This window comes from Paraburkholderia fungorum (assembly GCF_046027605.1).
GTDB lineage: Bacteria > Pseudomonadota > Gammaproteobacteria > Burkholderiales > Burkholderiaceae > Paraburkholderia > Paraburkholderia fungorum_F.
Window position 1 is genome coordinate 293,046 of sequence record NZ_JAQQEF010000008.1, and the last position, 20,246, is coordinate 313,291.

A 20,246-nucleotide genomic window follows, 5' to 3' on the forward strand; every position below is an offset into this window, starting at 1 on the left:
TTTTTGGGGCGGGGATTAGTATGCGGCCGCGCTTGCCAGCCGTTCCAGCGCGTCACCTGCGAGGCGCACGACACGCCAATCCGGCATCACAGAGGCGCCCATCTTCTCGTAGAAGCTAATGGCCTGCTTGTTCCAGTCGAGCACGGTCCATTCGAAGCGCCCGCACTGCCGCTCGACGGCCAGCGCGGCCAGCCGGGCGAGTATCGCGGTGCCAAGACCGCTGCCTCGCTGACCCGGTTGCACGTAGACATCTTCCAGGTACAGCCCGCGCTTGCCGACGAAGCTCGAGTAATTGTGGAAGAACAGCGCATAGCCGACGAGGCGTCCTTCGTCTTCCGCCACCAACGCTTCGATCGCGGGCCGCGCGCCGAACAGCGCGTCGCGCAAACCGTCTTCAGTCGCGACGAATACGTGCGTGAGGTTTTCGAATTCGGCCAGCTCGTACGTCAGCGCGAAGATTGCGCCGGTATCCGCAGGGGTCGCGGCGCGGATCGTTGCGGTCATTACGCTTCTTCCGGCGCGTCGGTCAGTTGGATTTCAATGCCGCCAAAGCGCGAGGCCACCCAGTTGTATGCGTGGCATGCAATCCACAGCAGGATGAAGCCGAGAATCGCGTTCAGCAGCAACGCGCTGAACACCGTGCTCAGTTCGACCGAGCCGTAGCGGATGAACGCCACCAGCACGCCGAGCAGCACGATCGGCACCGAGAACGTCAAGTACACGAGGATAAGTGCTTTGGCTGTCTGTCCCGGTGCAATGAACGAGATCTGTTTTTTCATGTAAGTCAAACCCGTGTGTCGAAGTGGTAATCGGTAAAGCTGCAAAACGAGGCTGCAAATGTGGCCGAAAATAAAGCCGCAAACAAGGTCACAACAGAAGCGCTCAGTACGTCATCAGATGAGACCGTCGAACAGCATGATATCGACGTGCTCGCCCTCGGCAATCTCGGCTTCGTCATGCCCGAGCACGATGAAGCAATTGGCCTCGCTCATCGAACTCAGCACGCCGGAGCTTTGCGAGCCGGTTGGCGTGACATGCCATTGACCGTGCGCATCCCGCTCGGCCACGCCGCGCTGGTACTCGGTGCGGCCGGCGCGCTTGCGGATTGGCTGGCGGCTGGCGGCGCGCAAGACTGGCAATGCCTGCGGCGTCGCGCCGGACATCAACAGCAGCGCCTCGCGGACGATTTGATAGAACGTCACCATCACGGCCACGGGATTGCCCGGCAAGCCGAAGAATAGCGCGGGCTGTCCGAGGCCCGGATGCTCGCCGGACCAGACGCGCCCAAAGGCGAGCGGCCGACCTGGGCGCATGGCGAGACTCCAGAAGGCGACGTCGCCGAACGTCTGCAGCAATTGCTTGGTGAAATCCGCCTCGCCAACGGAAACGCCGCCCGAGGTCAACACCACGTCGGCGCTGGCCGCGGCGCTGCGCAGCGCGGCTTCGAGCGCGGCGGGTTCGTCGCGCACCACACCGAGATCCAACGTATCCATGTTCAGACGCCGGAGCATCGCAAACAGCGTGTAGCGATTGCTGTCGTACACCGAACCCGGGTCGAGCGGCTCACCGAGCGAGCGCAATTCGTCACCGGTGGATAAAAATGCGACGCGCAAACGCCGCCGCACGTTGACTTCGCCAATGCCGAGCGAAGCCAGCAATCCGAGGTCCGAAGCGCGCATGATGCGGCCGGTGCGCAGCGCGGCGTGACCGCGAGCGAGATCTTCGCCGGCCAGACGCCGGTTGGCGCCGGCCCGCACGGCATTCGCCGCAAAGCGAATCGAGGTGGAATCGGCACTGCGCTCGACGAGTTCCTGCGGCACGACGCTGTCGCAGTCAGCCGGCATGGAGGCGCCCGTCATGACGCGCACGCATTGCGTCGTGCCCACGTGGCCCGCGAATGGATGGCCGGCCAGCGCCTTGCCGACGATCGTCAGATCGATTGTCGACTCGTTCGTCGCCAATGCCGCGCGATTGAACGCGTAGCCGTCCATGGCCGAGTTGTCGTGTGAAGGGACGTCGATCGGCGAGACGATGTCGGCCGCAAGCACGCGATTGAGCGCATCGCGCAAAGGCACGCGTTCGACCGCCGTGACAGGCGTTGCCCATTGACGGACGATCGCCTGAGCGGCCGGGACGGGTAGCGCGTGAGGATCGTACTGCGCGACGCAGCGGGAAAATTCGTTAAGCGTGGTCATGAAGGAGTGGACGTCGCGACCAGAGGCGGGAGCGGCTGTTGCCGTGCGGCCGGAGCGGGATTTGAAACCGGGGCCTCAGCAACGCTCGAGGTCGGCGAGTTCTTGTAAAGAATTGATATTGTAAAACGCGCGCTCGTCGGTAAAGGCGACTTCGACCGTCCTGTGGCGCGCGTACCACGCGCGGACCTTGCGCTCACCGGCTTCCAGAAAGCTTGCGAGGTCGTCCGCGAGACTCGTGCGCAGCAGCGCGAACACGGGATGAAGCGAGACGTGGCCTTTGGCGTCAGTGGTCGTGACGGTGGCGATGTCGGCCTGATTCGAGTGCAGTGCGTGCGCGAGGCGCTCGGCGAGTTCCGCGGGCAGTCCCGGCGTATCGCAAGGCGCGCTCAGCACGTACGCGGTGCCGGCCGTGCGCAGTCCGGCCAGCAGACCCGCCAGCGGGCCGGGGAAGCCGGGCAGGGTGTCGGCAAGCACCTTGGCGCCGAACGGCGCGCCGAGCGCGCTGTAGACATAAGGATGGCGATTGGCGCTGATCAGCAGGGCGCCGGTTTGCGGTGCGAGCCGCTTTAGCACATGGGCCGCGAGCGGCTCGCCGTGCAGCGGTTGCAGTCCTTTGTCGAGCCCGCCCATACGCATGCCGCGTCCGCCCGCGAGGACCAGGCCGGTGATGTGATTGCGTGTCGGGTTCATGGGTCTGGCCGTTTAGCCGCCGATATACGACATTTCCACGCGGCGACCGTCCTGCACGCGTGGCGCAGCGGCGCTGCTGCCACGCAATTGCGAATAGCGGTCGCTGCGGGCTTGCCAGATTTCAGCAACGGCCGTGGCGATATCGGCGTCGCTCGCGCCGCTGCGCAGCAACGCGCGCAGATCGTGACCGGACGATGCGAACAGGCACAAGTACAGCTTGCCCTCGGTCGACAGACGCGCTCGCGTACAACTACTGCAAAACGCCCGTGTCACACTCGAAATCACGCCGATTTCGCCGCTACCGTCCATGTAGCCCCAGCGCTGGGCGGTTTCGGCGGCGCTGTGCGCTTCGAGCGGCGCCAGCGGGAAATGTTCGGCGATCCGCGTCACGACCTCGGCGGAAGGCAGCACTTCGGTCATGTTCCAGCCGTTCGACGTGCCCACGTCCATGTACTCGATGAAACGCAATACCGCACCCGAGCCTTTGAAGTGACGCGCCATCGGCACGATCTGGCTGTCGTTGGTCCCGCGCTTGACGACCATGTTGACCTTCACCGGCGCGAGCCCCACCGCTTGGGCCGTGGCGATTCCGTCCAGCACGTCGGCGACCGCGAAGTCGGCGTCGTTCATGCGGCGAAACAGGGCGTCGTCGAGCGCGTCGAGACTCACCGTCACGCGGGTCAGGCCGGCGTCTTTCAGGCTGCGTGCCTTGCGCTCCAGCAGTGAACCGTTGGTGGTCAGCGTCAGATCGAGTGGGCGGCCTTCCGGCGTGGTGAGTTGCGCGAGCCGTTCGATCAGGCGTTCCAGATTTTTGCGCAGCAGCGGTTCGCCACCCGTAAGGCGGATTTTCTCCACGCCATGCGCGACAAAGAGCCGCGCCAACCGTTCGATTTCTTCGAAGCTGAGCAGCGCGCCATGCGGCAAAAACGCGTAATCCTTGTCGAACACCGCGCGCGGCATGCAGTAGACGCAGCGAAAATTGCAGCGATCCGTCACCGATATGCGCAAGTCGCGCAGCGGGCGCGCCAGCGTATCGTGCAGTGCGCCACTAGGCGTCTGCAGGGGGCCGGAGATGACCGGCACCGCGCTGAGATCGGCAACAGGGATGATGCGTCGGGACATGAATTGCTTCGCTTGATGCTTCGTTTTGGGCTGCTCAGGTGCTGCGCGGTTGTCGTCTGGCGCTACGATTATTGCTGCGATTGGAATCTGGATCTTCATTCTAGCGGAAATGCATTCGGCGGCCGGCAGACCCCGGACGCTGTCGGGGTATACGGGGAGCCGCATAAAGCGCGCCAGTAGGGTGGGCCGCCCGGCGCCCTTAAAAACAAAAAGCCCGCCGATGAGGGCGGGCTTTTTGCGTGGCGGCGGTTCGCTTACTGCGAGTGCTTACCGGTTTCCACCATTTGCATCGGCGCGGTTTCAACCGGCGGCAACGACTTGCGCTCGCGACCCACGCGAACCGGCTTGGCCGCTTGCGCAGCAGCTTCCTGCGCGGCCCGCAGCTTGTCGGCGTCGGTGCTTACCCAGACGAGACCGGCTTGTTCCAGCACCGGCTTCAGGGCTTCCTCCGACGCGCCGTCGTTACGCGGTGCTTGCGGAGCCACTGCGACGGGCGCCCGCTCGACTGCTGCCGGCTCGACTACCGCTTCAACTGCCGGCGCGACCGCTGCAACCACCGGCTGCGGTTCGACGATCTCGGCTTGCGGCGTCGGCTGGGTAGCCGGTGCTTCGACCACGGCCGCCGGGGCTGCGGTTTCTACCGGAGCCGATGCGGCTTGCGCCTCGACGACCGGCGCAACTGCCGGCGTTTCGACCCGAGCTTCAACAGGCGTTTCAACGCGAGCTTCAACGGGAGCTTCGGCGTGAGCAACCGGTTCGACGAGCGAAACCGTTTCGCTCGCGGCCGGTGCAGCCTGGGCGGCTTCGACCGGTGCGGCAGCGGCTTGCGCCACCGGTGCTTCCACTGCCTGCTCGACTGCAACTGGTGCCACCGGCACTTCCGTGGCCGGCACAACCGTTTCCGTCGTGGCAGCCTTCTCGACAGCCAGAGCCGGCGTTTCGACTGCGGCATGCAGTTCGCTGACCACAGCGGTTTCCGTTGCGACGGCAGCGACAACTACTTCCACCGGCTTGACGTCGTTCGCTTCGTTGACTTCAGCTTTGTGCTCAACCGGTTGATGCGCGGTACGCACCGGCGCTTCGTCGGTCACATTGATGTTGTCGCCTTCAGCTTCCGCGACGTCCGCAGCCAGGTTGCCGTTCACGTCTTCTTCACGCTCACGACGACCACCACGGCGGCCGCGACGGCGGCGACGGCGCTCTTCACCTTCACGCGCCACCGCTTCCTGGTCGACCGGCGCACCGTTTTCGCCCAAGCTGGTCTGGTTTTGCACCAGTTCTTCCGCCGTGAGGGCGTCGGTCTGCGTCAGTGCATCTGCCGCTTCCGGCTGTTGCTTGCGGCGTTCGCCTCGTTCAGCGCGCTCGCCACGTTCACGACGTTCGCCGCGTTCCTGGCGCTCGCCACGCTCGGCGCGCGGTGCGCCGTCGACGGTTTCCGCTGCACGTTCGTTGCCGCGAGTGTCGCGGTCACGGTTTTCGCGGCCTTCGCGACTTTCACGCGGTTCACGAGCCTCACGCGGTTCGCGGCCTTCGCGAACCTCACGCGGCTCACGATTGCCACGCGGCTCGCGTGCTTCACGCGGTTCACGACCTTCGCGTGCCTCACGGCCTTCGCGCGGTTCGCGTTCCTCGCGACGCTGTGACGGCTGCTGAGCTTGAGCCTGACGGCCGCCGGTCGTGCCTTCGGCACGGGCCGCTGCGTCGCGGCTGCCAGCGCCGCCACGGCGATTGCGGTTGCGATCGCCGCCGCGTTCGCCAGTGCGTTCACCGCGCTCCGTGCGTTCGCCGCGTTGCGGACGGGTCTGCTTTTCAGCCGTAGCCGGCGCGGCAGGCGCCGGTGCGGCCGGTTGCATGCCGAACAGATTCTTCAACCAGCCGATAAAGCCGCCGCCGGCCGGTGTGACTGCCACCGGAGCCGGGGTTGCCGCTGGACGAACCGGCGCGCTCGGCGCCGGCTTCTCAGGCGTGATGCCCTTGACCGCCGCTTCCTGCTTCGGCTTCACTTCTTCGGCACGCTTGCTGTAACCGGTTTCCGATTCCAGTTCACGGGCTGCTTCCTCGGCCATCTTCCACGAGGCGCGCGGTTCGTCGAGGCGAGCATCGTCGTGACGCAGGCGCTCGAGCTTGTAATGCGGCGTATCGAGGTGCTTATTGGGGATCAGGACGACATTGACCTTGAAACGCGATTCGATCTTGTTGATTTCGGCGCGCTTTTCGTTCAACAGGAAGGCGGTCACTTCGACCGGCACCTGGCAATGGATCGCCGCGGTGTTTTCCTTCATCGCTTCTTCCTGAATGATCCGCAGCACTTGCAGCGCGGACGATTCGGTATCGCGGATGTGGCCCGTGCCGTTACAGCGCGGGCAGGTCACGTGGCTGCCTTCCGACAGCGCCGGACGCAGACGTTGACGCGACAGTTCCATCAGGCCGAAGCGCGAGATCTTGCCCATCTGGACGCGCGCACGGTCGTGCTTCAAAGCGTCTTTCAGGCGTTGCTCGACTTCGCGCTGGCTCTTGGCCGATTCCATGTCGATGAAGTCGATCACGATCAGGCCGCCCAAGTCGCGCAGGCGCAACTGGCGGGCCACTTCGTCGGCCGCTTCGAGGTTGGTGCGTGCAGCCGTTTCCTCGATGTCGGCGCCCTTGGTGGCGCGCGCCGAGTTCACGTCGATCGCGACCAGGGCTTCCGTGTGGTCGATCACGATAGCGCCGCCGGAGGGCAGCGGCACCGTGCGCGAGTACGCGGTTTCGATCTGATGTTCGATCTGGAAGCGCGAGAACAGCGGCACGTCGTCGTGATATCGCTTCACTTTGCTGACATTGTCCGGCATCACAATATCCATGAAGGCGCGAGCCTGGTCATGGATTTCGGTGGTGTCGATCAGAATTTCGCCGATATCCGGCTGGAAATAGTCACGAATCGCGCGGATTACGAGGCTCGATTCGAGATAAATCAGCATCGGCTGGCCGCTCGAACCGCTTTGCGACGCAGCCTCGATGGCGCGCCACAGTTGCATCAGGTAGTTCAGGTCCCACTGCAATTCTTCGGCGCTGCGGCCAATCCCGGCCGTGCGCGCGATGATGCTCATACCTTCGGGCAATTGCAGCTGCGCCATGGTTTCGCGCAGTTCCTGACGGTCGTCGCCTTCGATCCGGCGCGATACGCCGCCGCCGCGCGGGTTGTTCGGCATCAAAACCAGATACCGGCCAGCAAGCGAGATGAACGTGGTGAGGGCCGCGCCCTTGTTGCCGCGCTCTTCCTTTTCGACCTGAACGATCAGTTCCTGGCCTTCTTTCAGAGCGTCCTGAATGCGCGCGGAGCGCATATCGACGCCGTCGCGGAAATACTGGCGAGCGACTTCCTTGAACGGCAAAAAGCCGTGGCGGTCTTCGCCGTAGTTGACGAAACAGGCCTCGAGCGACGGCTCGATGCGGGTGATGATGCCCTTGTAAATATTGCCTTTGCGCTGTTCGCGCCCGGCGGTTTCGATGTCGATATCGATGAGTTTTTGCCCATCGACGATGGCAACGCGCAGTTCTTCCTGCTGCGTCGCGTTGAACAACATTCGTTTCATTGAACGGCTCCAGGCGGCTTAGCTAGCCCTCAGCTGCGCGGTTGTCAGCCGCGAGAGCCAGGAGGGCAGCGGCATGCCGCGCCTTATTGTGTTTTCACAAGCACGCTGGAGCGGAAAAAATGGCGGGAGAATTGCCTGAGAGGGCCCGGTCCCATTGAAATATGGGCACGGTGCCGCAGGGCACATGCGAACACGGCTTCAAATAACGACCCGACACGCCGCGGGTTCTGCCAGCAGACCTTCATAAGCCTTTCGTCCACTCGCGCCGGTGCGCCAACTGGGCGCGTGACCGGAGGGTCGAAGGCTGCGGTCATGCCGCAACGGGAAGTTCGCGCAGTCGGCGCGTCTTTTCTCGCTGGGGGTGTCTCGCCTCATTTTGACGTCGCCATGTCTTGTATTTTCTACAAGACGCCTCGGGCGCACGCCGTATTTTCGCAACCGGCAGCTTCAACCAGCAGGGCGTCAGACCGCCCGATACCGAAGCTGAAAGTTAAATTCTTTTTGACCAAAATTCCGTTACCGTCGAAGCTGACCTTGACCGAACGCGCCTGTGGGCGCCGTCCCTGCCGGGCACTGACTTCGTGCGTGCAACATGTTGCATCTCATTTTCAGGGTGAGCAACCAGACCCCGGCGCAAGTAAAATAACGGTTTATCGCTTGCACCTGCGCAATCCGCCCGAATTCCGGACACTGCGCCGGCCGCCGCAGACTGCTGGGCAAATTATATTCATAATGAAAGAGTTAGGCAAAATATCCCAGAAATCGGTCGCAAGTGACCAGGTCTCGATGATCGAGATCGACGACAGTGCGGCCGGACAGCGCATTGATAATTTCCTGTTGCGCGTCTGTAAAGGCGTGCCGAAAAGCCATATCTACCGCATCCTGCGCAGCGGGGAAGTGCGGGTGAACAAGGGCCGGATAGACGCGCAGTATCGCCTTGAACTGGGCGATCTGGTGCGGGTGCCCCCCATTCGCGTTGCTCAACCCAACGAGGCGATCGCCCAGGCACCGGTGCCGAGCGCCGATTTCAGAATTATTTTTGAAGACGAGCACATGCTCGTGATCGACAAACCTGCCGGGGTGGCGGTCCACGGCGGCAGCGGTGTCGCGTTCGGCGTGATCGAGCAGATGCGCGAGGCGCGGCCGCAGGCGAAATTCCTCGAATTGGTGCATCGGCTGGATCGCGAAACGTCCGGCATCCTGATGCTTGCCAAGAAACGCTCGGCGCTGGTCAATCTGCACGAGCAGATTCGCGAGAACAAGATGGATAAGCGCTACTATGCGTGCGTCCATGGCGACTGGGCGAGTGACTGGGGCCGCCGCCGCGCGGTTAAGGAGCCGTTGCACAAGTATTTGACCGCGGACGGCGAACGGCGTGTGCGTGTCCAGGCCGACGGCCTCGCGTCGCATACGGTGTTCAATCTGGTCGACAGATGGCCGGAGTACGCGCTGCTTGAAGCAGAACTGAAGACAGGCCGTACGCATCAGATTCGCGTCCATTTGCAGCATCTGGAACTGCCGATCGTGGGCGATGCAAAATACGGCGACTTCGCGCTGAACAAGGCGCTGGCGCGCGCCAACGCAAAGCCTGGCCTGAAGCGCATGTTCCTGCACGCATACCGTCTTAAGCTAACGCATCCGGCAACCGGCGCGCCCGTGCAGTTCGAGGCGCCGTTGCCGGCCGAGTGCCGCAATTTCGTTGCGCAGCTCAATGATTTACGAAATGGGTCAAACCCGGAGACGACACCGCATGGCTAGAGAGCAATTTGATCTGATCGTCTTCGACTGGGACGGGACGCTGATGGATTCGACCGCGCACATCACGCGCAGCATCCAGTCGGCCTGCCGCGATCTCGGCTTGCCGGTTCCCGCCGACGAGGCTGCCAGCTACGTGATTGGCCTCGGCTTGCGTGATGCACTGCAAATCGCCGCGCCCACGCTCGATCCTGTCGATTACCCGCGTCTGGCGGAGCGCTACCGCTTCCACTATTTAGTCAAGGATCAGACTACCGAGTTGTTCGTCGGCGTGCGCGAGATGTTGCAGGACTTGCGCGATCAGGGTTATCTGCTGGCGGTGGCGACCGGCAAGAGCCGCGTCGGGCTGAACCGCGCGCTCGATCAATCGCGTCTGACGAGCCTGTTCGACGGCACGCGCTGTGCCGACGAAACCTTCTCCAAGCCCCATCCGGCCATGCTGCATGAACTCACGCGTGAACTGGGGCAGGACCCGGCGCGCACGGTGATGGTCGGCGATACGACGCACGATTTGCAGATGGCGATCAATGCGGGTGTGGCGGGTATTGGTGTGACGTATGGGGCGCATCCGGCCGGCTCGCTGACCGCGTTGTCGCCGAAATTCGTCGCGTCGAGCGTGAGCGCGCTGTCCGGCTGGCTGCGAGAGAACGCATGAGCGGCGGCATGAGCGAAGCGGCCACGGAAGCGGTGCGCATTTGCGCGTCTGACGAACTGGTCGATGGAGGTGTGGGCGTCCGGCGCGCGGCCATGCTGGGCAGTGGCGAGGTAGTGGTATTTTTTGTTCGCTATGATGGCCGTGCATATGGCTATCTGAATCGCTGCGCCCACGTGCCGATGGAGCTCGACTGGTCCGAAGGGCAGTTCTTCGAATCGTCCGGTTTATACTTGATGTGCGCTACACATGGCGCGATTTACGCGCCTGATACGGGCAAATGCGTGGGTGGCCCGTGCCGTGGCGGCCGGTTGCGTCCGGTTCAGGTTGATGAGCGGGATACGCCTGAAGGCCGCGCCGTGTTCTGGCTGCCGGACGGCGAACTGCGCCCCGTCACGCCCTGATTTTTCCCCTCTTCGACCTTTCCACTGCACCGCATGTCCGATAATTTGACGCCTGAACCGAAGGAACCGTCCCTGACAGGCCGCCCCCGCACGCTTGCCGATGAGCCGGGCTGGGAGCGCGCCGCGCTCGAGCGCATCGCGCTTGCGGCAATCAACGAACAGCGCGCGGCCCGCCGCTGGAAGATTTTTTTCCGCTTTGTGTTCCTGATCGTCTTGCTGCTGGCGATATGGGGTGCCTTTGATTTCTCTGGCGACAAGGTCTCCACCACCGGCCGGCATACGGCAATGGTGACGCTTGACGGCGAAATATCCGCTGATACGAACGCGAACGCAGAAGATGTCAACACCGCACTGGAAAGTGCTTTCGACGACGCGGGCACGGCAGGCGTGATCCTGCGTTGCAATAGCCCGGGTGGCAGTCCGGTGCAGGCAGGCATCATCTACAACGAGATTCGCCGGCTTCGCGCCAAATACCCGTCGATCCCGTTGTACGTTGTGGTCGGCGATATGTGCGCGTCAGGGGGCTATTACGCGGCCGCGGCGGCCGACAAGATTTATGTCGACAAGGCGAGCATCGTCGGCTCGATTGGCGTGTTGATGGATAGCTTTGGCTTCACCGGTTTGATGGATAAGCTGGGGATTCAGCGTCGTCTGCATACTTCAGGGGAGAACAAAGGCTTTTTCGACCCGTTCTCGCCGGAAACGCCGAAGATGGACGAGCATGCGCAAGACATGCTCGATCAGATCCACGCGCAGTTCATCGACGCGGTTCGCCAGGGCCGTGGCAAGCGGCTTCACGAAACGCCGGACATGTTCTCGGGTCTCTTCTGGACCGGTCAGAAGAGTGTCGAGCTGGGGCTCGCAGACGGTTTTGGCGACGCGGATTACGTCGCGCGCGACCTTTTCAAAGCGCCGGATATCGTCGACTACACGGTCAAGGAGAGCATCACGGACCGCGTGGCGCGCAAATTTGGCGCCGCCGTGGGCAGTGGCGCCGTTCACGCGATGGCGCTTGGCGGAAAGATGAGCCTGCGGTAATTGTTTGCGTCTAAAAAGCCCGCGCGATCGCCAGGTGAGCGCGCGGGCTTTTTGTTTGTGGGCCGTTAAAACGGTGATCGATGGACCGATTGGTTGGAGCGCTCAGTCCATCTGAAAGACCGCGAGTACAAATCAGTTCCCGGGCAACGGCTGAGCCACAGCATCGATCAGACGGCGAGAATCAGAAAAATAGCCGGCCGCTTGTGCAGATCGATAGCCGGTTTCTTTTTCCAGTCGGCCACGGTGCGGCTGACGATGGTTTCCGTCTCCAGCGTTAAGTCGACCGCCACGCAAACCAGCGTCGACGGCGCGCAGGTTGCCAGCAACGTGTCGAGCAACGCCCGATTCCGGTACGGCGTCTCGATAAAGATCTGCGTTTGCTTGCCCTTGCGCGACTGTTGCTCCAGATCGCGCAGACGCTTGGCCCGTTCGGTGCCGTCGACCGGCAGGTAGCCATGAAACGCAAAGCTCTGACCATTCAGGCCGGAAGCCATCAACGCCAGCAAGATCGAACTCGGTCCGACAAACGGCACGACCTTCACGCCGCGCTCATGCGCGCGGCGCACCAGCAGGGCGCCCGGGTCCGCGACTGCCGGGCAGCCGGCTTCGGACACCAAACCTGCATCCGTGCCGGCCAGCAGTGGTGCGAGCAGTTTGTCGATTTCGCCCGCCGGGGTGTTGACGTTCAATTCGCGAATTTCGATTTCCTGAATTGGCTTTTCAGTGCCGACCTTCTTCAGAAAAGCCCGGGTGGTTTTCGCGTTCTCGCCGATGTAATAGTGCAGCGATGCCGCGCGTGCCCGAACCGGCGCGGGCAGAACGGCATCGAGCGCGTCGGCGTCACCTTCGCCGAGCGTGTTCGGGATCAGATATAAGGTGCCGCTCATGATGCCCCCAGAAGTGGATAGTCCACTGCGAGCAGCATGCGCGACAGTGCGATCAACGGCAGGCCGACCAGCGCGGTCGGGTCGTCCGAGTGAATGGCTTCGAGCAATGCGATGCCGAGACCTTCGGATTTGGCGCTACCCGCGACGTCGTAGGGTGTTTCAGCGCGCAGATACGCCTCTAGCGCGGCGTCCGGTAGGTCGCGGAATTGCACGCGGGTGATGACGTCGACGGCTTGCCCTATCCCAGAGCGGGTGTCGAACAGGCACAGCGCACTATGAAACAGCACTTCGCGGCCGCGCATTGCCTGCAGCTGGGCGAGTGCCTTGTCGTGCGTGCCGGGTTTGCCGATCTGCAGGCCGTCGTAGGTGGCGACCTGATCGGAGCCGATCACGAGCGCGGCTTCACGGGCGCCGAGCTTGTCCGCGACTGCGCGGGCCTTGGCCTCGGCGAGGCGCAGGGCGGTCGCTTCAGGCGTTTCGCCGGCAAACGGCGTCTCGTCGATCGCCGGCACAAGGACGTCGAATGGAACGCGCAGGCGCTCCAGCAGCTCGCGACGATAAGGCGAACTCGACGCCAGAATCAGGCGTGGCGGGCGATTGGGGGAATCTGACATGGTCAACCAACGGCTAGAGAGGCGGGTCGTACGGGGTTGTGCGGACGTCGCACGTGTACGGGCTTAAGTGTTTGACTCGAAAAGACAAAACGGATATGATTTTGGGCTTTTCATCGGTATGCTATTGCGCGAGCGGGCTTTTCTGAGTTCCTCGAGCGGCTTTGCAAGCCGGTGCATTGCAACCGGTTTATTCCCGGCGAAATCCTTGCCGACGCAGGAGCGCACATGACTCAACATCCTGGCAACCCTGCTGGTCTATCCGACCCGCACGATATCGATCTGTTCGAATTTGCGCGGAGTGGGCGTCAGGCCGCGGGTGTCGTGCGCGTCTCGCAACTGCCGCGCATGTTAAACGAAGTCCCGGCAGAAGCGCCAGACCGCGATGCCGCGTTCACCTGGCAAGCCGAAGGAACGACGCAGCCGGAATTGCAGGACGACGGCGCCGAGGGTCCGCAGCCTTATCTGAGGCTCGCGATTCACGGTGCGGCATGGCTCGAATGTCAGCGGTGCATGACGCCGTATCTGCAGGCATTCAATGTCGATGCAACTTACCGGATCGTCAACACTGAGGCGGAAGCCGAAGAGTTTCCGCTCGACGAGGATGAAGTCGAAGTGATCGTGGGCTCGCGCCAGTTCGATCTCATCGACTTGATCGAAGAAGAGTTGTTGCTTTCCTTGCCGCTCGTGCCCAAGCACGAGGTGTGTCCCGAAGTGCACGAGAGCCTCGTCTCTGGTGTGGCTGGAGCAGAAGGCGAGGGCGACGAGGCTGCGCCGGACGAAGCTGGTGAGGGCGTTGACCCCGAGCGGCCCAATCCGTTTGCGGCGCTCGAAAGTCTCAAGCGCGGTGAGCCGGGCGACAAGAAGCACTGAACAAGTTGCATGGGAGCGCGAAGCGGGCGCATTGGCCATTCGGTCAATGGCGGACACCGGGTCGGGCTGTGTTAGAATTCGGAAAATTTTTAGGAGTTAGTCATGGCAGTTCAACAAAATAAGAAGTCGCCGTCGAAGCGCGGCATGCACCGTTCGCACGATTTCCTGACGGCAGCGCCGCTGGCCGTGGAACCGAGCACGGGCGAAGTGCATCTGCGTCACCACGTTAGCCCGAACGGCTACTATCGCGGCAAGAAAGTCGTCAAGACGAAGAACGACTAATCGTTTCACTGCGTTGCGCCCCTTGGCGTTTCGCGTGGCGATCGGCTCGCTTGACATTTTCCCGGCTCGGCAAAAAGGCGGCATTCAATTGCCGCTTTTTTGTGTCGATCGCAATTGGCGCTTTAGCGCTTGCTGCGGTTCCATGCAGGGCGCCTGAAATTCGTCGCACTCCATGACAGTAAAGCTCACGATAGATTGCATGGGAGGCGACCACGGCCCGTCCGTGACCGTTCCCGCTGCCGTTAACTTCGTTCGTTCGCATCCTGACGCGCAACTGCTGCTCGTCGGCATTGAAAGTGCGATTCGTGCGCAGCTGAAGAAGTTGAAGGCTCAAGACCTGCCGGCGCTGACCGTCGTACCCGCTTCCGAGATCGTCGCCATGGACGATCCGGTTGAAGTCGCGCTGCGCAAGAAAAAAGATTCGTCCATGCGCGTGGCGCTGAACCGCGTCAAGGAAGGCGAGGCGCAAGCCTGCATTTCCGCCGGCAACACCGGTGCGCTGATGGCGGTATCGCGCTATGTGCTGAAAACGCTGCCGGGCATTGAGCGCCCGGCCATCGCGTTCGCGTTGCCCAATCCCGATGGCTACACAACCATGCTCGATCTGGGCGCCAACGTCGACTGCGAACCGCAGCATCTGCTGCAGTTCGCGGAGATGGGGCACGCGCTCGTGTCGGCGCTCGAAGGCAAGGAGCGGCCCACCATTGGCCTGCTCAACATCGGCGAAGAAGTCATCAAGGGTAACGACACCATCAAACGTGCCGGCGAACTGCTGCGCGCGAGTACACTTAACTTTCACGGCAACGTTGAAGGCAACGACATCTTCAAGGGCACGGTCGACGTCATCGTCTGCGATGGTTTTGTCGGCAATGTCGCGCTGAAGACGTCGGAGGGCCTCGCGCAGATGCTCAACGACATCATCAAGGAAGAGTTCGGCCGTTCGTGGCTCACCAAGGTGATGGCGGTGCTCGCCTTGCCTGTATTGATGCGCTTCAAGAAGCGCGTCGATCATCGGCAATATAATGGCGCGGCGTTGCTGGGCCTGCGTGGGCTGGTGATCAAAAGCCATGGCTCGGCGGACGCCTACGGGTTTGAGTGGGCTATCAAACGCGGGTATGATGCCGTCAAAAACGGCGTGCTGGAACGCCTTGCGCGAGCAATGGAAGAGAACGCGGGTTCTCTTGAACAGGCGGCGCGCGACGCAAGCGGTGCGGGTCACGCAAGCCCGATCGCAGGCCAGCCGGCCGAGCCCTACGCTGCGCAATCCTCGAAGGCATAATGGCTCAATCCACAATTTATTCCCGCGTGATCGGCACCGGCAGCTATCTGCCGCCCGGCCGCGTCACCAATCAGGATCTGGCAGAACGTCTCGCCAGTCAGGGCGTCGAGACGAGCGACGAGTGGATCGTTGCCCGCACGGGCATCCATGCACGCCACTTCGCCGAACCCGATGTCACCACCAGCGATCTGGCGCTGATCGCCTCGCAGCGCGCGATCGAAGCGGCCGATATCGATCCGCAGTCCATCGATCTGATCATCGTTGCAACCTCCACGCCAGACTTCGTGTTTCCGAGCACGGCGTGCCTGTTGCAGAACAAGCTCGGCATCAAGAACCACGGCGCGGCATTCGACGTGCAAGCCGTCTGTTCGGGCTTCGCTTATGCGGTGGCGACAGCGGACAGTTTCATTCGCAGTGGCCAGCATCGCACGGCGCTCGTGATCGGCGCGGAAACCTTTTCGCGCATTCTTGATTTCAAGGATCGCACCACCTGCGTGCTGTTCGGCGACGGCGCGGGCGCGGTGATCCTGCAGGCATCCGAAGAACCGGGCGTGCTGGCTAGCGCATTGCACGCCGACGGCAGCCATTCGAAGATTCTGTGCACGCCGGGCAATGTGAACGGCGGCGTGATCGAAGGCAGTGCGTTCCTGCATATGGACGGCCAGGCGGTGTTCAAGCTTGCCGTCAATGTGCTCGAGAAGGTCGCGGTCGAGGCACTCGCCAAGGCCAATCTGTCGGCCGGGCAGGTCGACTGGTTGATCCCGCACCAGGCCAACATCCGCATTATGCAAAGCACCTGCCGCAAGCTTGGCTTGCCGCAGGAGCGCATGGTCGTCACGGTGGGCGAGCACGGCAATACGTCGGCTGCGTCCATTCCGCTCGCATTTGACGTCGCGGTGCGCGACGGCCGCATCAAGCGCGGCCAGAACGTGCTGATCGAAGGCGTCGGCGGCGGCTTCACGTGGGGCGCGTCGGTTATCCGCTACTGATAGCGGCGACGTTATGGCGAGCGCTCTTCGTGGCGCCCCGCTACGCTTGAGCGCGCTCTCAACCCATCGGGCGCGCCACCCACATCTGACAACATCGATTTTGGGGACGATATGAAATTTGCGTTCGTTTTTCCTGGGCAAGGTTCGCAGTCGGTCGGCATGCTCAACGCATTCGCCGATCACGCGGTCGTGCGTGAGACGGTTCAGGAAGCATCCGATGCGCTCAATCAGGACCTCGGCAAGCTGATCGCCGAAGGCCCCGTCGAAGATCTGAATCTCACCACCAATACCCAGCCGGTCATGCTGACCGCCGCGTATGCGGTTTATCGCGCGTGGCAGCAGGCGGGCGGCCCGAAGCCGGCCATCGTCGCCGGTCATAGCCTCGGCGAGTACACCGCGTTGGTCGCGGCGGGCGCGCTCGCGTTTCGCGATGCAGTGCCGCTCGTGCGTTTTCGTGCGCAAGCCATGCAAACGGCCGTCCCGGTCGGCGTCGGCGGCATGGCCGCGATTCTCGGCCTCGATGACGACGCGGTGCGCGCGGTTTGCGCCGAGGCGTCGGTCGCCGGTGTGGTCGAAGCGGTGAATTTCAACGCGCCGGCACAAGTCGTGATCGCCGGTCACAAGGCCGCAGTCGAAAAGGCTTGCGAAGTCGCGAAGGCGAAGGGCGCAAAGCGTGCCTTGCCGCTGCCGGTATCGGCGCCGTTCCACTCCTCGCTGCTCAAGCCCGCGTCGGATCAATTGCGTGAGTATCTGGCTGGTATCGACGTGCAGGTGCCGTCGATTCCAGTGCTCAACAACGTCGACGTCGCGGTGGTTAGTGAGCCGGCTAGCATCAAGGACGCACTGGTGCGCCAGGCCGCAGGTCCGGTGCGTTGGGTGGAAAGCGTGCAGGCGATGGCGGCGCAAGGCGTCACGCACGTGGTCGAATGCGGACCTGGCAAGGTCCTTGCGGGTTTGACCAAGCGTATCGACGGCAATCTGGTTGGTGCGTCGGTGTTCGATCCGGCCTCGCTCGAAGAAACGCTCAAGCTCGTGACAGCGGGCTGAGCGCCGCGTTATACGCAGCAGCTGGCGGCGCCAACAATCGCCACCAAGAATCAATCAGCCCTCCGAAAGGGCATCCGGACTGACAGATGGAAAAGACTCTCGACAAGCAGATCGCAATCGTGACCGGCGCCTCGCGCGGCATTGGCCGTGCAATCGCGATCGAACTGGCGCGCCAGGGCGCGACGGTGATCGGCACCGCGACCAGCGAAAGCGGCGCAGCCGCGATTACCGAAGCGTTTGGTGCGGCCGGCGTGAGCGGCCGCGGCGCGGTCCTCAACGTAAACGACGCTGCCGCGGCGGAAGCGCTGATCGACGGCACCGTGAAGGAATTCGGCGCGCTGCACGTGCTGGTGAACAACGCCGGCATTACGCAGGACCAACTGGCTATGCGCATGAAGGACGACGACTGGGACGCGGTGATCGACACCAATCTCAAGTCGGTCTTCCGCCTGTCGCGCGCTGTGCTGCGTCCGATGATGAAGGCGAAGGGCGGCCGTATCATCAACATCACGTCGGTGGTCGGCTCGGCCGGCAACCCGGGGCAGGTCAACTACGCGGCCGCGAAAGCGGGCGTAGCAGGCATGACGCGCGCACTTGCACGCGAGATCGGCAGCCGCGGCATCACGGTGAATTGCGTCGCGCCGGGCTTCATCGATACCGACATGACCAAAACGCTGCCGGAAGAGCAGCAAACCGCACTGAAGACGCAGATTCCGCTCGGCCGCCTTGGCAGCCCGGACGATATCGCGCACGCTGTGGCGTTCCTCGCGTCGCCGCAAGCGGGTTATATCACCGGCACGACACTGCATGTGAACGGCGGAATGTACATGTCGTAACCAAATTCGGTTACTATCCGCGCCTTGATGCGTTTGCAAAAGCATAAGACGCATGCCTTGACAGGAACCCGATGCGCCGCTTTTTTGCCGGGTCAAACCTGATAAAATGCGCGCACCTGTATTTTTGAACTTCTTTTCCCTTGGAGGGGTAATGGACAATATCGAACAGCGCGTCAAGAAGATCGTCGCAGAACAACTGGGCGTTGCAGAAGCTGAAATCAAGAGCGAAGCTTCGTTCGTGAACGACCTCGGCGCCGACTCGCTCGACACCGTTGAGCTCGTGATGGCCCTCGAAGACGAATTCGGCATGGAAATTCCGGATGAAGAAGCCGAGAAGATCACCACCGTTCAGCAAGCGATCGACTACGCTCGCGCGAACGTCAAGGCCTAAAGTCATTCGCGCCTGCGTTTCTGCGTTGGCGGCGTATGACGCCCTGCCGTGTCGGTTTCCGACGCCAGCGGGGCTGGCGCTTTTTGCCGTGCAGGAGCCAGCGATGTTGACAGCGCAAGTTTCCGCGCGATTGCCGACTTTCAAGAAAACGCCGGGCCGCCCCAGGTTTTCTTGCCCCCTCTGGGGGACCTGGTGTGAAACACCAGGTGTGGGGGGCGGTTAACAGCCACAGGGCACACAGGGCAGGTTCCTGTGGCCGCTGTGGCTTTTGCTTTTGTCATCTATGAAAAAGGGGTTACCGTGAGCCGCCGTCGTGTTGTTGTTACAGGCCTGGGGCTGATTTCGCCTGTTGGCAATAATGTTGCCGATGGCTGGGCCAATCTGGTCGCCGGCAAGTCGGGTATTGCCAATATCACGAAGTTCGATGCGTCGAACTTTTCGACTCGTTTCGCCGGCGAGGTGAAGGGCTTCAATATCGAGGACTACATCTCCGGTAAAGATGCGCGCAAGATGGATACGTTCATCCATTACGGCGTTGCGGCCGGCATTCAGGCGATGCAGGACAGCGGTCTCGAAGTGACCGATGAGAATTCCGAGCGCATTGGCGTGGTAGTCGGTTCGGGCATTGGCGGTCTGCCGATGATCGAAGAAACGCAGACCGAATACCTGAATCGTGGTCCGCGCCGGATCTCGCCGTTCTTTGTTCCGGCGTCGATCATCAATATGATCTCCGGGCATCTGTCGATGAAGTTCGGCCTCAAGGGCCCGAACCTCGCGATCGTTACCGCATGTACCACCGGGCTGCATTGTATCGGTGAGGCTTCGCGCCTGATCGAGTACGGCGACGCGGACGTGATGGTCGCCGGCGGCGCGGAAGCAACGGTGTCGCCGCTTGGGATCGGCGGATTTGCGGCGGCGAAAGCGCTGTCGCAGCGCAATGACGATCCGGCAACGGCTAGCCGTCCGTGGGACAAAGACCGCGACGGTTTCGTACTGGGCGAGGGCGCCGGCGTGATGGTGCTCGAAGAGTACGAGCATGCGAAGGCGCGTGGCGCGAAGATTTACGCCGAGATCAGCGGCTATGGAATGAGCGGCGACGCCTATCACATGACCGCCCCGCTGGAAGACGGCGACGGCGCCCGCCGGTGCATGCTGGCTGCCATGAAGAACGCGGGCATCAATTCGGATCAGGTGAATTACCTGAACGCGCACGGCACCTCCACGCCGCTCGGTGACCTCGCTGAAACCACCGGTATCAAGCGCGCTTTCGGCGACCACGCCAAAAACATGGTCGTGAACTCGACCAAGTCGATGACGGGTCACCTGTTGGGCGGCGCCGGCGGTCTGGAATCCGTGTTCACCGTGCTGGCCGTGCATCATCAGGTGTCGCCGCCCACGATCAACATCTTCAATCAGGATCCGGACTGCGATCTCGATTACTGCGCGAACACGGCGCGGGAGGTGAAGATCGACGTCGCGCTGAAGAACTCGTTCGGGTTCGGCGGCACGAACGGCACGCTGGTCTTCAAGCGCGCCTGATCGCCCGCTCGCTTGTTGACGCGCCAGTCGAAAACGCCGGCTTGTCCGGCGGCTTACCTCGAATCGGCAACGCCCGGCGGG

General features: G+C 62.5%; 20 protein-coding genes. 12 read left to right on the forward strand and 8 right to left on the reverse strand.

The genetic code is table 11. From position 1 onward, the window contains the following. Positions 1 to 15 precede the first annotated feature (15 nt). The 6 genes from PQR53_RS16335 to PQR53_RS16360 form a co-directional block, all read right to left on the reverse strand. Positions 16 to 504, reverse strand: a complete 489-nt coding sequence (locus PQR53_RS16335) for a GNAT family N-acetyltransferase (protein WP_408455579.1) — start codon at positions 502 to 504, stop codon at positions 16 to 18. Continuing rightward, the gene (locus tag PQR53_RS16340; RefSeq protein WP_054036190.1) at positions 504 to 779 is read right to left on the reverse strand and encodes a hypothetical protein; all 276 of its coding nucleotides are present in this window, start codon (positions 777 to 779) and stop codon (positions 504 to 506) included. Before PQR53_RS16340 ends, PQR53_RS16335 begins: the two co-directional genes overlap by 1 nt. 114 nt (positions 780 to 893) lie before the next feature. Beyond that, complete coding sequence (moeA, locus tag PQR53_RS16345) at positions 894 to 2,195, reverse strand: molybdopterin molybdotransferase MoeA (RefSeq protein WP_408455582.1); 1,302 nt, start codon at positions 2,193 to 2,195, stop codon at positions 894 to 896. 75 nt (positions 2,196 to 2,270) lie between these two features. Next, positions 2,271 to 2,885 (reverse strand): molybdenum cofactor guanylyltransferase MobA, encoded by a 615-nt coding sequence (mobA, locus tag PQR53_RS16350; protein WP_408455584.1) that lies wholly within the window; start codon positions 2,883 to 2,885, stop codon positions 2,271 to 2,273. A gap of 12 nt (positions 2,886 to 2,897) precedes the next feature. Beyond that, positions 2,898 to 4,007 (reverse strand): GTP 3',8-cyclase MoaA, encoded by a 1,110-nt coding sequence (gene moaA, locus PQR53_RS16355; protein ID WP_408455586.1) that lies wholly within the window; start codon positions 4,005 to 4,007, stop codon positions 2,898 to 2,900. 254 nt (positions 4,008 to 4,261) lie between these two features. After that, positions 4,262 to 7,582 carry an Rne/Rng family ribonuclease gene (locus PQR53_RS16360; RefSeq protein ID WP_408455589.1) on the reverse strand — a complete coding sequence of 1,107 codons (3,321 nt, stop codon included), beginning with the start codon at positions 7,580 to 7,582 and terminating at the stop codon, positions 4,262 to 4,264. Positions 7,583 to 8,314: 732 nt separating this feature from the next. On the opposite strand from PQR53_RS16360, the gene PQR53_RS16365 reads away from it, so the two are divergent. The 4 genes from PQR53_RS16365 to PQR53_RS16380 are packed head-to-tail and all read left to right on the forward strand — an operon-like array spanning position 8,315 to position 11,431. Next, positions 8,315 to 9,340, forward strand: coding sequence for an RluA family pseudouridine synthase (locus tag PQR53_RS16365; RefSeq protein WP_408455647.1), 1,026 nt, complete (start codon positions 8,315 to 8,317; stop codon positions 9,338 to 9,340). Continuing rightward, the gene (locus tag PQR53_RS16370) at positions 9,333 to 9,992 is read left to right on the forward strand and encodes an HAD-IA family hydrolase (protein ID WP_408455592.1); all 660 of its coding nucleotides are present in this window, start codon (positions 9,333 to 9,335) and stop codon (positions 9,990 to 9,992) included. Before PQR53_RS16365 ends, PQR53_RS16370 begins: the two co-directional genes overlap by 8 nt. A gap of 8 nt (positions 9,993 to 10,000) precedes the next feature. Then, the gene (locus PQR53_RS16375) at positions 10,001 to 10,393 is read left to right on the forward strand and encodes a Rieske (2Fe-2S) protein (protein WP_408455594.1); all 393 of its coding nucleotides are present in this window, start codon (positions 10,001 to 10,003) and stop codon (positions 10,391 to 10,393) included. 33 nt (positions 10,394 to 10,426) lie between these two features. Then, positions 10,427 to 11,431 (forward strand): S49 family peptidase, encoded by a 1,005-nt coding sequence (locus PQR53_RS16380; protein ID WP_408455597.1) that lies wholly within the window; start codon positions 10,427 to 10,429, stop codon positions 11,429 to 11,431. A gap of 167 nt (positions 11,432 to 11,598) precedes the next feature. On the opposite strand, the gene PQR53_RS16385 is transcribed toward PQR53_RS16380, so the two are convergent. Next, a complete protein-coding gene (locus tag PQR53_RS16385) occupies positions 11,599 to 12,318 on the reverse strand; it encodes an SAM-dependent methyltransferase (RefSeq protein WP_408455599.1) in 720 nt (239 codons plus the stop codon). Further along, positions 12,315 to 12,932 carry a Maf-like protein gene (locus tag PQR53_RS16390; protein WP_408455602.1) on the reverse strand — a complete coding sequence of 206 codons (618 nt, stop codon included), beginning with the start codon at positions 12,930 to 12,932 and terminating at the stop codon, positions 12,315 to 12,317. The genes PQR53_RS16385 and PQR53_RS16390 overlap by 4 nt, the downstream gene beginning before the upstream one ends. A gap of 225 nt (positions 12,933 to 13,157) precedes the next feature. Between PQR53_RS16390 and PQR53_RS16395 the strand changes: the two genes are divergently transcribed. The 8 genes from PQR53_RS16395 to fabF all read left to right on the forward strand — a co-directional run bounded on the left by PQR53_RS16395 (position 13,158) and on the right by fabF (position 20,165). After that, entirely contained in the window at positions 13,158 to 13,802 is a 645-nt protein-coding gene (locus PQR53_RS16395; protein ID WP_408455605.1) for a DUF177 domain-containing protein, read from the forward strand. Positions 13,803 to 13,904: 102 nt separating this feature from the next. Beyond that, the gene (gene rpmF, locus PQR53_RS16400; RefSeq protein WP_006051932.1) at positions 13,905 to 14,084 is read left to right on the forward strand and encodes a 50S ribosomal protein L32; all 180 of its coding nucleotides are present in this window, start codon (positions 13,905 to 13,907) and stop codon (positions 14,082 to 14,084) included. Positions 14,085 to 14,256: 172 nt separating this feature from the next. Next, on the forward strand, positions 14,257 to 15,363 hold the full coding sequence (plsX, locus tag PQR53_RS16405; RefSeq protein ID WP_179733425.1) for a phosphate acyltransferase PlsX: 1,107 nt from the start codon (positions 14,257 to 14,259) through the stop codon (positions 15,361 to 15,363). Next, entirely contained in the window at positions 15,363 to 16,352 is a 990-nt protein-coding gene (locus tag PQR53_RS16410) for a beta-ketoacyl-ACP synthase III (protein ID WP_408455608.1), read from the forward strand. Before plsX ends, PQR53_RS16410 begins: the two co-directional genes overlap by 1 nt. Before the next feature lie 111 nt (positions 16,353 to 16,463). Beyond that, positions 16,464 to 17,399 carry an ACP S-malonyltransferase gene (fabD, locus tag PQR53_RS16415; RefSeq protein ID WP_408455611.1) on the forward strand — a complete coding sequence of 312 codons (936 nt, stop codon included), beginning with the start codon at positions 16,464 to 16,466 and terminating at the stop codon, positions 17,397 to 17,399. 86 nt (positions 17,400 to 17,485) lie between these two features. After that, positions 17,486 to 18,235 (forward strand): 3-oxoacyl-ACP reductase FabG, encoded by a 750-nt coding sequence (gene fabG / locus PQR53_RS16420; protein ID WP_323047525.1) that lies wholly within the window; start codon positions 17,486 to 17,488, stop codon positions 18,233 to 18,235. A gap of 151 nt (positions 18,236 to 18,386) precedes the next feature. After that, positions 18,387 to 18,626 carry an acyl carrier protein gene (gene acpP / locus PQR53_RS16425; protein ID WP_179733415.1) on the forward strand — a complete coding sequence of 80 codons (240 nt, stop codon included), beginning with the start codon at positions 18,387 to 18,389 and terminating at the stop codon, positions 18,624 to 18,626. 300 nt (positions 18,627 to 18,926) lie between these two features. After that, the gene (fabF, locus tag PQR53_RS16430) at positions 18,927 to 20,165 is read left to right on the forward strand and encodes a beta-ketoacyl-ACP synthase II (RefSeq protein WP_408455615.1); all 1,239 of its coding nucleotides are present in this window, start codon (positions 18,927 to 18,929) and stop codon (positions 20,163 to 20,165) included. The last annotated feature ends 81 nt before the right edge of the window (positions 20,166 to 20,246 follow it).

Excerpts from the sequence above, each read along its gene's own strand:
- PQR53_RS16335 (WP_408455579.1), bottom strand. The coding sequence starts at position 504 with ATGACCGCAACGATCCGCGCCGCGACCCCTGCGGATACCGGCGCAATC.
- PQR53_RS16340 (WP_054036190.1), bottom strand. The coding sequence starts at position 779 with ATGAAAAAACAGATCTCGTTCATTGCACCGGGACAGACAGCCAAAGCA.
- moeA (WP_408455582.1), bottom strand. The coding sequence starts at position 2,195 with ATGACCACGCTTAACGAATTTTCCCGCTGCGTCGCGCAGTACGATCCT.
- mobA (WP_408455584.1), bottom strand. The coding sequence starts at position 2,885 with ATGAACCCGACACGCAATCACATCACCGGCCTGGTCCTCGCGGGCGGA.
- moaA (WP_408455586.1), bottom strand. The coding sequence starts at position 4,007 with ATGTCCCGACGCATCATCCCTGTTGCCGATCTCAGCGCGGTGCCGGTC.
- PQR53_RS16360 (WP_408455589.1), bottom strand. The coding sequence starts at position 7,582 with ATGAAACGAATGTTGTTCAACGCGACGCAGCAGGAAGAACTGCGCGTT.
- PQR53_RS16365 (WP_408455647.1), top strand. The coding sequence starts at position 8,315 with ATGAAAGAGTTAGGCAAAATATCCCAGAAATCGGTCGCAAGTGACCAG.
- PQR53_RS16370 (WP_408455592.1), top strand. The coding sequence starts at position 9,333 with ATGGCTAGAGAGCAATTTGATCTGATCGTCTTCGACTGGGACGGGACG.
- PQR53_RS16375 (WP_408455594.1), top strand. The coding sequence starts at position 10,001 with ATGAGCGAAGCGGCCACGGAAGCGGTGCGCATTTGCGCGTCTGACGAA.
- PQR53_RS16380 (WP_408455597.1), top strand. The coding sequence starts at position 10,427 with ATGTCCGATAATTTGACGCCTGAACCGAAGGAACCGTCCCTGACAGGC.
- PQR53_RS16385 (WP_408455599.1), bottom strand. The coding sequence starts at position 12,318 with ATGAGCGGCACCTTATATCTGATCCCGAACACGCTCGGCGAAGGTGAC.
- PQR53_RS16390 (WP_408455602.1), bottom strand. The coding sequence starts at position 12,932 with ATGTCAGATTCCCCCAATCGCCCGCCACGCCTGATTCTGGCGTCGAGT.
- PQR53_RS16395 (WP_408455605.1), top strand. The coding sequence starts at position 13,158 with ATGACTCAACATCCTGGCAACCCTGCTGGTCTATCCGACCCGCACGAT.
- rpmF (WP_006051932.1), top strand. The coding sequence starts at position 13,905 with ATGGCAGTTCAACAAAATAAGAAGTCGCCGTCGAAGCGCGGCATGCAC.
- plsX (WP_179733425.1), top strand. The coding sequence starts at position 14,257 with ATGACAGTAAAGCTCACGATAGATTGCATGGGAGGCGACCACGGCCCG.
- PQR53_RS16410 (WP_408455608.1), top strand. The coding sequence starts at position 15,363 with ATGGCTCAATCCACAATTTATTCCCGCGTGATCGGCACCGGCAGCTAT.
- fabD (WP_408455611.1), top strand. The coding sequence starts at position 16,464 with ATGAAATTTGCGTTCGTTTTTCCTGGGCAAGGTTCGCAGTCGGTCGGC.
- fabG (WP_323047525.1), top strand. The coding sequence starts at position 17,486 with ATGGAAAAGACTCTCGACAAGCAGATCGCAATCGTGACCGGCGCCTCG.
- acpP (WP_179733415.1), top strand. The coding sequence starts at position 18,387 with ATGGACAATATCGAACAGCGCGTCAAGAAGATCGTCGCAGAACAACTG.